11 protein-coding genes are annotated in these 12,564 nt (G+C 39.3%); 5 read left to right on the top strand and 6 right to left on the bottom strand.

Translation table 11 applies throughout. The features are described from left to right. Window position 1 precedes the first annotated feature (1 nt). The 5 genes from PVV70_RS04740 to PVV70_RS04720 form a co-directional block, all read right to left on the bottom strand. Window positions 2–1,225 carry an efflux RND transporter periplasmic adaptor subunit gene (locus tag PVV70_RS04740; RefSeq protein WP_273758150.1) on the bottom strand — a complete coding sequence of 408 codons (1,224 nt, stop codon included), beginning with the start codon at window positions 1,223–1,225 and terminating at the stop codon, window positions 2–4. Continuing rightward, entirely contained in the window at window positions 1,222–2,700 is a 1,479-nt protein-coding gene (locus tag PVV70_RS04735) for an efflux transporter outer membrane subunit (protein WP_273758149.1), read from the bottom strand. Before PVV70_RS04735 ends, PVV70_RS04740 begins: the two co-directional genes overlap by 4 nt. Window positions 2,701–2,768: 68 nt before the next feature. Next, entirely contained in the window at window positions 2,769–3,578 is an 810-nt protein-coding gene (locus tag PVV70_RS04730) for an exodeoxyribonuclease III (protein WP_273758148.1), read from the bottom strand. Window positions 3,579–3,611: 33 nt separating this feature from the next. Next, entirely contained in the window at window positions 3,612–4,220 is a 609-nt protein-coding gene (locus PVV70_RS04725) for an outer membrane lipoprotein carrier protein LolA (RefSeq protein WP_273758147.1), read from the bottom strand. A 126-nt stretch (window positions 4,221–4,346) separates the two neighbouring features. Then, entirely contained in the window at window positions 4,347–6,788 is a 2,442-nt protein-coding gene (locus PVV70_RS04720) for a DNA translocase FtsK 4TM domain-containing protein (RefSeq protein ID WP_273758146.1), read from the bottom strand. A gap of 786 nt (window positions 6,789–7,574) precedes the next feature. Between PVV70_RS04720 and PVV70_RS04715 the strand changes: the two genes are divergently transcribed. After that, the gene (locus tag PVV70_RS04715; protein ID WP_273758145.1) at window positions 7,575–8,852 is read left to right on the top strand and encodes a ubiquinone biosynthesis hydroxylase; all 1,278 of its coding nucleotides are present in this window, start codon (window positions 7,575–7,577) and stop codon (window positions 8,850–8,852) included. 908 nt (window positions 8,853–9,760) lie between these two features. Here the strand turns inward: PVV70_RS04715 and PVV70_RS04710 are convergent. Further along, window positions 9,761–10,048: an H-NS family nucleoid-associated regulatory protein gene (locus PVV70_RS04710; RefSeq protein ID WP_005774518.1), complete on the bottom strand. Its 288-nt coding sequence runs from the start codon at window positions 10,046–10,048 to the stop codon at window positions 9,761–9,763. A 745-nt stretch (window positions 10,049–10,793) separates the two neighbouring features. Between PVV70_RS04710 and PVV70_RS04705 the strand changes: the two genes are divergently transcribed. The 4 genes from PVV70_RS04705 to trwL (PVV70_RS04690) all read left to right on the top strand — a co-directional run. Then, window positions 10,794–11,414, top strand: a complete 621-nt coding sequence (locus PVV70_RS04705) for a TrwN protein (RefSeq protein ID WP_273758144.1) — start codon at window positions 10,794–10,796, stop codon at window positions 11,412–11,414. Between the two features lie 126 nt (window positions 11,415–11,540). Next, window positions 11,541–11,840 (top strand): KorA family transcriptional regulator, encoded by a 300-nt coding sequence (gene korA, locus PVV70_RS04700; RefSeq protein WP_273758143.1) that lies wholly within the window; start codon window positions 11,541–11,543, stop codon window positions 11,838–11,840. Beyond that, window positions 11,803–12,120, top strand: coding sequence for a VirB2 family type IV secretion system major pilin TrwL (gene trwL, locus PVV70_RS04695; RefSeq protein ID WP_273758142.1), 318 nt, complete (start codon window positions 11,803–11,805; stop codon window positions 12,118–12,120). The genes korA and trwL (PVV70_RS04695) overlap by 38 nt, the downstream gene beginning before the upstream one ends. A gap of 133 nt (window positions 12,121–12,253) precedes the next feature. Further along, window positions 12,254–12,564 (top strand): VirB2 family type IV secretion system major pilin TrwL (gene trwL / locus PVV70_RS04690; RefSeq protein WP_273758141.1); only part of this gene is annotated, 311 nt, incomplete at its 3' end.

Raw genomic sequence — 12,564 nt, 5'->3', positions numbered from 1 at the left:
CTTAATTCTCATCTTCGCTGTGTTCATCAGGAATTTCTGGCATCACACCATCGCGCAAACCAGTAATAACCACATCCCCCTCATCAAGACCTGAAGCAATCTCTGCCATGACTTTATTATTAAGCCCCACAGTCACTTGTTTTGCCACTACTTTATTTTTCCCCACCAACAGTGAAACCCATGCTTTTCCTTCTTTTGTTTCATCACGCAAAGCATCACTTGGAACCAGCAAAACATTCTGAGCACGTCCTAAAATAATATGCACTTGAGCAGTCATATAAGTTCGCAAAAAGTTGTCTTTATTATCAATATGCACGATCCCATTATAATAAATTGCCGACGATGAGAGAGAGCTAGCCCCCCCTAAACCAGGGTTAATACTCACATCAGCACGAATGGATTCAGGGGCTGGTTCAACTCTTTCTAACGTTCCCTCATAACGACGGTCTGCATTACCCAATACCGTAAAATAAAGAGGTTGCCCAGTGCGAACTTTAAGAATATCAGCTTCTGAAATTTGTGCTTTAACGGTCATCTTTGACAAGTCACCTAAAATAACAATTGTGGGCGCTGACTGAACAGCATTGACATTTTGACCTTCTTCAACAACTGTTGCCAAAACCGTTCCCGCTGAAGGAGCAGTTATCCGCGTATAACCGAGATTAACCTCTGCACTCTCCACATCAATTTGGGCTTGTACAATCTGTTGACGCAGCTGAGCAATTTGCGCTTCACGTATTTTCACTTGTGTCGCCGCATCATCAAGATTAGCTTTCGAAATTGCACGCGATTCGATCATTTTTTTCTGCCGCGCTAAATTTTTCTGTGCAAGAGCAAGATAAGCTTCTTGTTCCACCAAATTCGCATAATAATGAGCTAAGGCTGCTTTTTTTCTTTTCAGATCATTTTCTTGATCTGTAGGATCAATTTCTGCCAAGAGATCCCCTTCTTTGACGACACTGCCTGGAAAAACGCGCATAGAAACCACCCGCCCTGTAGCACGCGCGCCAACCGCCACCAATCGATAAGGGCGCACAATCCCAGAAGCCAAAACACTTTCCTCGATATCACCACGCTTCACCACAGCTGTCATATAGGTTGGCGTAGATGTTCCAAAAAAAACAGAGCGTAACCACAAAAAAATGATAATAATGAAGAGAGAAATAAGAAAGAATGAAAGTTTCTTGCGTTTTATAATGAAATTTTTGATGAACTTTTTTTTCATTGCCCTACCTTTACAAGCGAATGGGACGCACCATCAACAACTTCCGGACGTGACACATCAACGACACCATCCCATCCCCCCCCCAATGCTTTCATCAAAGCAATATATTGGGTCGCTAAAGCAATACGGCTATCTTTAAGTGCCATTTGCGCAGAATAATAGGAACGATCAGCATTTAATAATTCAAGAAAACTGGTATTACCATTTTCAAAAAGACTTTGTGAAAGGTGTAAAGAATGCAGAAAAGCTTTATTTGCAATGACAAGCTTTTTAAGGCGCTGATGTTCCTTTGTTAATCTCACGAGCGCATTTTCAACATCTTCCAAAGCCCTCAACACAGCAGAGCGATAAGTAATAAAAGCCTGATCGCGTTGTGCCCGCGCCATCGCAACAGAGGCAACAATCTGTCCTCCATTAAAGAAAGGGAAACGAAGACCAGGTCCAAAAGACCAACCAATCGTTGAACTTTTCCATAATTGATCTATGGCTGTTGCTGCTGTTGAAATATTCCCCGTTAATGTAAGTGACGGATAACGTTCTGCCTCACGTTGACCAATGCGCGCTGTTGCTTGCGCATATTGGCGCTCCGCTCGTCGTAAATCGGGACGTGACAACAAAATATCTGCCGGAATTCCTGCTGGTATTGGCCATTGTGGTTGTGGAATCCTCATGTGTTTGGCATTTTTTTGCAAAAGATCCTTCAAAGCCGTAGGAACATGACCGGTTAAGACGGAAAGGCGATGCATACTCATTTCCAGACTTGCTTCCATCTGAGCGATATCGGCTTCTGTATTGGCCATTTGCGCTTGTGCATTTGAAACGTCGAGCTCAGAAATATCACCTGCTGTTAATTTTGCCTGCATCAATTCATATGTTTTGCGCTGCGTTGCAGCAATTTGCCGCACAATCAATAACTTTTGTTGCCAACCACGCATTTGAACGTAATTTGTTGCTACATCACCTAACAATACGACCATCGTCGCACGCATATCTTCCACGGTCGCTTCAAGACCATAACGCGCCGCTTCAACGCCTCGCTTATGCCCTCCAAAAAAATCAAGCTCCCAACTTGCATCAAATCCGCTACGATACTGGTTCAACGTATCAGATTCTCCAGAGCCGCTACGCGTTCCTGAAATCGTATTTGACGCACTTGGCAACAAAGATCCCACCACTTGCCCTAAACTCGCACGTGCTTCACGAACTCGAGCTTTGGCAACCGCAACATCATTATTTCCAGAAATTGCCTCATCCATCAACGCATTTAAAACTGGATCATTTAACTGTCGCCACCACCCTGCAAGGGAAATTGAACGCTGAGATATCTGCGCAGACTGCTGTCCCCATTGAGCTGGAACAGAAAAAAATGTCTTATGGTAATTCGGACCAACCATACATCCTGACAAAAGAAAACAAAGCAAGATACTAGAAAGTAATCCGCGAGAAGCGCCCCTTTTGAGATTTTTGATATGCATCTACTCTCCCGCATTCTTTCAGAATCATTATGTAATATTAATACTTTATTTACCTTGTTATTTCAAAATTAACGTGAAAAATCAAATACTGTTTGCACAGGAATATGATCTGAAGGACGGTCCCATCCGCGCGCATCACGAAAAGTCGAAAGATCCGCCACAAAAGGCGCTAAATCTGGAGACGACCAAATATGATCAAGCCGCCGCCCATAATCCTTCACCGCCCAATCGCGCACACGATAGCTCCACCATGTATAAAGTTGTGTGGGAACAGGGATATGCAACCGCATAAGATCAACCCATCCGCCCTGACAACACAAATTTTGTAAACGCTCGGTTTCAATGGGTGTATGGCTTACAACCTTCAACAATTTCTGATGAGACCAAACATCCTCTGCTAAAGGAGCAATATTCAAATCGCCCAACAAAAGAGAAGACAGCCCCTCTTCTTGATCGGCACGAATAAAAGACATTTCTTCTAAAAAATCAAGCTTATAACGAAATTTTTCATTCACCTCAGCATCAGGAATATCGCCTCCAGCGGGGACATAAAAATTATGAATCCGCATCAATTTACCATGGATTTCCACAATCACTGAGATATAGCGACAATCTTGGTTTTGACAAAAGAAACGCTTTTCTACCTTTTTAAAAGGCAAACGAGAAACAATCGCCACTCCGTTATAAGATTTTTGTCCACTCAATGCGATATGCTTATATCCTGCTGCTTCAAAAGCCTCCACGGGAAATAAAGCATCGGGACATTTTGTTTCCTGTAGGCATAAAACATCGGCCGGAAAGAGTTTCAAATACTGAAAAACCTGTGCAAGGCGCAAACGAATAGAGTTAATATTCCAAGTCGCAATACGAAAGAGCATCTGCTTCAACCCCAATAACGTGATACTATTGCTTCATTTTTTTGAGGGAAGTGTAAACATTCCTTGAGCAAAACGAACGCCTGTTTGCACATTCATAATCTGCACTGTGGTTTCCAAGTTTTGTTGGTCAACAATTGTCCACTGCCGCAAAGCAAAGTTTTTGGAATCGAATACCATTCTTATTTGCCCAGCCCCAACCGTTTTATCACGCAGAACAATCGTCACGGCTCCTGGATCTTCGCGAAATGCCAACAAACGCCCAGATGATACATCAATTTTATCATCCAACAAAAACTTCATTGGCGTTTGTGAAAGTTGTGAAAAGTTCCAAGTATTCAAAGCCCGATTGTTAATGCCCACAAATTGACTATCTGCAATGATTTGTAAAGGCATTTTCTTATAAATAAAGCGAATTTTCCCTGGACGCTCAAGATAAAATGTTCCTTGAGACATTTTCCCCTTTGGACTAAATTGAATAAAATCACCTGTCATTGTTTTGATTGCCGCAAAGTGGTTGGCAATATTCTGCGCTTTTGCCACCTTCTGAGATACTTGCGAAAAAGCAGGAAAAATTAAACACCAAAAGAAAAGAATTCCCACAAACCCTAAGACTCTTCTTTGCGGTAAAAAAGATGTTTTCATAAAAATGCTCCCAAACAATATCGAATTGTCTTTATCATTATCATTTATAATTAAGTCATCAATGATGAATAAATACCCTGCTTTATAAGATAAAGATATTGTTTGAAAAGGCTATCAAAAGATTTTTCAAAAGCCTTCTTCTTCCGCAGGGACTAGAATTTCTCGTTTGCCTGCATGATTTGCTGGACTAATGATACCTTCCTCTTCCATTCTCTCAATCAATGTTGCAGCACGGTTATAACCAATCCCTAAACGGCGTTGAATATAAGAGGTTGAAGCCTTACGATCACGAAGAACAATAGCAACAGCTTGACTATAGGGATCATCTGCTGAAGGAGCAGCCGAAGAAACATCAGCGCCATCTTCTTCAACTTCTTGGGTAATTGTTTCCAAATAATCAGGACGTGCTTGCGCTTTGAGATGTGCAACAACCTGCTCCACTTCATCATCCGCAACAAAAGGTCCATGCACACGCTGAATACGTCCTCCTCCCATCATAAAGAGCATATCTCCTTGTCCCAATAATTGCTCAGCTCCCTGTTCGCCTAAAATTGTTCGGCTATCAATTTTTGAACTCACGGAAAAAGAAATGCGTGTAGGAAAATTGGCTTTGATCGTCCCCGTAATAACATCGACGGAAGGACGCTGTGTCGCCATAATCACATGGATACCGGCGGCCCGTGCCATTTGTGCCAAGCGTTGAACCGCACCTTCAATATCTTTACCCGCGACCATCATCAAATCAGCCATTTCATCGATAATGACAACAATATAGGGCATAGGACTAAAATCAAGTGTTTCCGTCTCATAAAGTGGTTCACCCGTCTCATGATCAAAGCCCACTTGAATGGTGCGCACCATTGTCTCTCCTTGACCTTCTGACTCCTTGAGACGTGCATTAAATCCATCGATATTGCGAACGCCAAGTTTTGACATTTTGCTGTAGCGTTCTTCCATTTCACGAACAGCCCATTTAAGCGCAGTCACAGCTTTTTTAGGATCTGTCACCACGGGTGTTAACAAATGAGGAATGCCATCATAAACCGAAAGTTCAAGCATTTTCGGATCCACCATAATGAGACGACATTGTTCAGGCGTCATACGATAAAGCAATGATAAAATCATTGTATTGATAGCAACAGATTTTCCCGATCCTGTTGTCCCAGCCACCAAAAGATGCGGCATTTTTGCTAAATCCGCAATAACAGCTTCTCCGCCGATAGTCTTTCCCAAAGCAAGCCCTAACTTTGCTTTACTTTCAACAAATTCCTGCGCTTGCACAATCTCTCGTAAATAAACCATCTCCCGCTTTGCATTGGGCAATTCTATTCCAATTACATTACGCCCTGGAACCACAGCAACACGTGCAGAAATCGCACGCATTGAGCGCGCGATATCATCTGCCAGACTAATGATACGGGAAGACTTAATTCCAGCAGCCGGTTCAAATTCATATAAAGTGACCACGGGTCCAGGACAAGCATCTATAATTTTTCCTTTGACCCCAAAATCTAACAAAACCCCTTCCAGTTCTTGAGAATTTGCTTTTAAAGCAGCAGGAGAAAGTTTTGCATCCCTGACAGACGGTGGTGGAACCGATAGGTAATCTAAAAGTGGAAGAACAAAACCACCATTTGAAGAAACTGTTAAAGACTTTCGACTTTTTACAGAAGAAGCGTGGACTTTATTTTGATTTTCCTCACACTTTTCTTTTTCACCCAAAAAAGTTGGTTCAATCCGATCAAATGACTTGCCTTTCCCCTTACTGTAGAAATGCCTTTTGAAACAGAAAAAACGAAAAAACCGCGCTTGTAAAAAATAAAAAAGATGTAAAAGACCGCCAAAAGTTGTGGTAAAAAAACCATGTTTCTCACGATCATTCTCTGCAGCATATTCCACATCTTCTTCCATCTCAAAGACCGGATCAACAATTTCATTTTTAAGAATTCTTTTTTCTTTTCTTTTCTTTGTTCGACGCCGCCATATCACATTGCCAGCAAAAGCAGCAATGAAAAAACCTAAAAGGATAAAAACAACGCCGAAGAGTCCCCTGTAAAGTGGAGAAAGAAAAAGAGGAAAAATTGAAGAAGCAACATTTAAAGCTTTATCTCCTAAAACCCCTCCCAATCCCATAGGCAAAGGCCAATAGGTAAAAGAAGAGACAGGCGTCATAAGGGCAAAAGCCATTAAAAAACAAATCGTTGATACCATCCATAAGAAAAAGCGCAAAGTCAAATTGTAGATATTCTTTTGTGCCAACAAGAGAAAAGACCAAAATAATGGCGGCAACAAAACAGCAAGACTTGCCAAGCCAAAAAACTGCATAATAAAATCTGAAAAAATCGCCCCCAGCCACCCCATAAGGTTTGTAACCTCATTTGTACTTGCATGGGTTAAAGAAGGATCAGCAACATTCCACGTTGCCAAAGCAAATACACAAAAAATAATAAAGCCCAAAAGCCCAAGCCCAATAAATACGCCAATCTGACGTAAAAACATCTCAACAAGTCGAAAACCTTGAGAATCTGGGGATTCCAATGAATCATAAGGAGAAGAACTTCGGTGCATCCATCAATTCCAAATATAAAATTTTCATATTTAAAGCGTTATAACTTCTCCCTTCTCCTAAAAAAGGACGAAGCTTACACTCAGCGCCGATCTGTAAACAATCATCTGTTAACAATCCAACTTCTTAATCTCGTGCATTCTGCCTTCTTCCCACTTCATATCGTTCATAGACCACCATCTGAAGGGCCAATCCTTACATAAAGCAAGAAAACAATTCTACCCTAAAATATTATCACACGAGCAACAAAAAAACACCTCATGTGTAAAATTTTACATGGGTTATAAAGTTTACCACCAGCCCTATCACCCTTCTCAACAGAAGGTTAAGCTACACCATGGTAACAGAAAAATATTAATACCGTTTTAACCATCACAAATGAACACTATTTTCTTTATCTATCACCCTCAATGTACCCTTTCAGAACACGCCTCTTAAAGGACATTCATACAAATTAAAAAAATACATTCCCATCTTTGTCTAATTTTAGTTTTCTTTTCTATCAACCAAGTGTAAAAAGAATTGAAGAAGATATTCAAAAAAGGCTGATCCGATAAATCTGTAAAGTGAGTCACACAAATAAAACAAAAGAGTTCTAAAACACTCATCTGTCATCAGATTGATACCAAAAAGACACCTCATCCAAAGAAAAGTCTCTTCTTTTTAAAGAGTAGGGGAAAAAGTAAAAATTTAAAATAGTGTAGATAATTTGAACGAACAGTATTCTTTTTAACAGCAAGCAAGCTTTAAACAATGGAAGAAGCCTCGTAAATAATGGAAGAAGCATTGTGTATTCTAATCACCATAAAGATATAAAACCCCATAAGAAAATAAAATCTCATAAAATCAAACAATGTGATCTTCTCATTGCAGGGGGGGCGGTTGTCGGTTTAACACTTGCAATAGCACTCAAGCAAACAGCCCCTAATCTGAAAATAGAAATCGTTGATGCTGCTCCACAAGGAGATATTCCTGCTTCTAACATACGAACCATTGCCCTTGCTGCTGCTTCTGTTCGTATGTTAAAACAATTGCAATGTTGGGACTCTATCACCCCCTCTGCGCAACCCATTCACTCAATGATCATCACAGATACAAGCACAAATGATCCTGTTAAACCCCCTCTTTTAACCTTTGAAGGCGACATTACCCCCGGTGAACCCTTTGCAATTATGGTAGAACATAGAGAACTGATCAATACTTTAAAAAAACGTGTCAAAGATCTCAATATCCCTGTTATTGCAAACACACGTGTCATTGATTTTCATCAAGACAACCAACACACAACTATCACTTTAGATAATGGAGAGGTTTGGCAAACAAAATTGCTTATTGCAGCCAATGGTGCCCACTCAACATTACGCCAAAAAGCTGGTCTAAAAAACTTTTCTCACCCCTATAAACAAACAGCAATCATCTGCACAGTCGAACATGAAAAACCCCATCATGGTCAAGCAATTCAACATTTTTTACCCGCCGGCCCTTTTGCTCTTCTCCCGCTTAAAGGCAACCGATCCGCCATTGTATGGAATGAAGATCATAAAACTGCGCAATATTACCTCAAAGCTGACGCACTTATTTTTGAAACAGAGCTCGAAAGACGTATTGGTCATCGATTAGGAAAACTCTCTTGGAATGGCGAACGTCAAGCTTTTCCGCTAAAACTTTCTTTAACACGTCAATGTATTAAGCCCCGTTTTGCGCTCGTTGGAGATGCTGCCCATACCATCCACCCCATTGCAGGACAAGGACTCAATTTAGGATTACGCGATAGCGCTGCCCTTGCTGAAGTGATTATTGAAACAGCACGATTAGGTCTTGACATTGGCTCCCTCACCGCTTTAGAGCGCTATCAAAGCTGGAGACGTTTTGAAATTGTCCGTATGGCTTTAAGCAACGATTGGCTTAATAAACTTTTTTCGAACGATAACCTTCTCTTACGGATGCTACGCGATACCGGTCTTGGAATCATCAATCAAGCACCAAAAATAAAAAAGTATTTCATTCAAGAAGCTGCTGGCCTTACCCCAAATGCACCCCGTCTTCTAAATGGCTTCCCGCTTTAAGAAAAAATTCATACCCTTTTATTTTTACAACCTTTGGCTTTTTTTTACTCCCCCACAAAAAGCAAAAACTTCCATTCAATCCGGTCTGTAAACAGCCCAGATTCTTGTCACACAAGTTTCCCTTGATTTGCCCTTCTCGTATTTAGCTTAGCCATAGAGCAAAACAAGCAAGCCATATTTTAAGAATATTCACCACACACTGAAAAAACATCTCATGAAAATGATCTATCACTCTTCACATGAAGGCTCTTTCACGGCATAATAAAATAAACAAGGCTTTCTTGATCAGACAAACTTTGATTTATAATGAATACTTCATTGTTTTCATGTTGAATGAAAGAGCTGAAAATCGTAAAATACCCTCATTTCCAATCTCTCTCTTGTTGAAGCAATCAAAACCATCCTTTGCACGTCACACATAGGATGAGTATATGGATAAAAAATGATTAAAAAAAGGAATCCACGCCTCCTCTATCCCCTCCCCAATACTAAATCACAACATTGCGGCTGGAAAATATAACAACAGTATTGGCATACTTCTGACACAATAAATTCTTCTGATTTCACCCCTTTTTGTAAAGAATCAATAAAACCATTTATTTGCCTAGACTAAAAAGAGCAACATTTAAGTAAAATTATAACGAAAAGAGATAAAGCGCTCCCCACCCTCAAATGCCAAGAGTAATTATAACATTTTAAGCTGGGAAGCATAATGATGATGCCAGCTCATGATAAAAATACCTTTTGCATTTAGATACATTTGTCCATACCTTTTACCATTTTATTTGACACCTCAATAGGTTAATACATCCATTCAGTATTTTTATACAATCAAATGAGCAACAAGAGGCTACTTTTTGCATTCATATCTCTTGATATTCCCTTACTTTATAAATATCAAACATGTGTTATGTCACTTCGAGCTCATCAAGTGTATACCCATTCTCCAACCACTCTTTAATCCATTTAGGTCTCCGTCCACGCCCATTCCATAATTCCCATTGGTTATTGGGATTCCTATAATGGCGCTCTTTGCTCACAAGATCAGCGATATCAATTCCATGGGTACTAGCAATTTCAAGAATTTTTCGTCGCGCATTTTGCTTTTCCTTTGCTTGCCGTTTTTTTAATTCCACATCAATTTGTGTACGCATCTCTTGTAATTCATCAAAATTCATATTTTTGAGATCATTCACCTTCATTACTCCCCTTGCAAAAAAAAGAATTGCCCTTTGCCATATTTTAAACACAATTATAGACAATTTTTGTCTATTTATTATCAGAATTAAAATTACGATAAATATATCACTTTGACGGAGATGTGTTTTGTACCACAAAGAGCTATCTGTTTGTGTCTCAGCTTCCACCACTGCATCCCTTTTCAGTCTAATCACTGAAATTGAAAAATGCCGTGCGCAAATGCCATCACACCTCCTTGACTCTGCTGAAACAGTCGTCAAAAGTAAATATAAATCGCCATTCTATAAACTATGGCAATATGCAACAAAGAACAAGCCCTCTCCCTATAATGATGGTGTAGTTCATTATAACAATACGAGCTGCCCTCAAATACAACGAATTTTCACTTCGTATAAATGTTATTTAAATTTTTTTTTACAGCTAGAAAATTACACAAAACAAGCAATTTCAAGAGAGTCCCAAAGCTCATTATTGCTTAAAGGTCCTATTTTTTTTCGTCATCCTAGTAATATTGGTTGGTGTAATCTGCTCTGTTTTATGCCACACATTGAGCTTATTTCTTGCATACTCACATATATTAGAAATCTTCTCAGAAAAGAAAGAAGTCATCACCACGAGGAATATTCTAAGCTAAACAATCCCGTTCAGCAAATTTATAAAATCAAGAGACAGCGACAAAAAGCACCGCATAGAATTGATATTTGTATCAATGGAATTCTTAGTAATAAGGTGTAAGTGCTAATGATTGTCCCAGATTTCACAATATTTACTGAGTCATACATATCCAATACTCCCCGTCCAGTATTTTCAGCTCTTATTGAACGCGGAGCACGGGATAATGTTTATAAAACAGCTAATCATGATAAATTATTCCGTCACCTATCTATACTTAAAGAAGAAACCGTAATAGCTGAGCAATTTAAACAAAATAAACATAATTTTGACGCAATCTTTGAGCAAATTGATGTTGAAAATATGAAATGGTTTTCTTTTTTTTGGGCATTTGACTTTTGCAGGAATCTTGCAGCTGTACAAAGCACTTTAACTTACTGTTATGAACAAACAGCATCAAAGCATACCTTTGAAAAAGCAACATTGCAGTTTACGCTGAGTTTTTACAACACAGAAAACTTAAACGGTAATGTCGATACACAAACAGTTGCTTCGTATATCGGAGTAAAAGCTGCTGCACGAAGAGATAAAGATTTGCAAGAGCCTGTAAGGCTAAAAAAAGAAGAACCAGAACAGAATCTTCCCTTTTCCTCAGAGGAATTAGAAGATGTATTTATGCGTAAAGAAAGTAGCAGCTATGATGCTTTTGCCACGGAAGATTTTTCTTCATCGACAAAGCGGCTAGAGTGATGACTGATATTTTCATAAATGGAAACTAGAATTTTGATAGGGTAGTATAATGAAAGCTAGATAAGAAAATATTAAAGCTCTAATTAGTAAGATTGGACAAAATCTCTTCTAATTGAGGGCAAAAAAATGAAAATGATAGAACAAAACAGCGTTGATATAGCATTTCGCCAGAGGGCAGCACGTGAAATTACAGTTGTGATGCGCTCAGAAAGGCAGTGGTATTTTACGTTTGTTGCCGATGATCCAATCACCGGAAAACCAAATAAATATACACTACTTACACAAAGAGGAAAACTAAGAACTTGGGCTGATCCAAAATATCTCTTTAAATTTCTTCATGAAAGAGGGGTCATTTGTGGGAGTTTTAATCTTAATCAGGATAAAGGACATGAAACAATTAAATATTCTTCGCACAACAGCTCGTAATAAAATTGCTGCGTTTTCTGCAGCTTTAACTGTGTTTTTTACGGATAGTTCTGCTTATGCCGCAGTGACAACTTTAACAAATGCAGAGAAAGCTTTAAACGGCTTAAAAGGAGATTTAAATGCACTTATCCCTATTGCCGCTGGCGTTATACTTTTATGTCTAGCAATTGCTTATGCAGGGCGCTACATCGAAAAAGATACGTTCATACGATGGGCTGTTGGCGTTGTTGTTGCTGGTTCAGCATCCCAACTTGCTACACTGTTATTTACTCGATCTTAATTGTGGCGATCATGTAGTAAATACAATTTGTAAAAAGCAAAGTTTATCCATTAATTATAAATAAATAGCAGTTTCATTTATACCGAAGATATATAATTTGAAATGTTATTTAGAAGCTTAATAAGAGTGAGATATGAAACAATTAAATATTCTTCAAACAATAGTTCGTAATAAAACTACTCCAATCTCTGCAGCTTTAACTGTATTCTTTATGAATAATTCTGCATATGCTGCTGACCCGAAAACTTTGACAAATGCAAAGGCGGCTTTAGACGGTTTAAATAGCGATTTAAAAATTATTATCCCTATTGCCGCTGGCGTTATACTTTTATGTCTAGCAATTGCTTATGCAGGGCGCTACATCGAAAAAGATACGTTCATACGATGGGCTGTTGGCGTTGTTGTTGCTGGTTCAGCATCCCAACTTGCTACACTGTTATTTAC

Source organism: Bartonella sp. AU55XJBT, assembly GCF_028618525.1.
This window is presented reverse-complemented; position numbering and strand designations above follow the sequence as displayed.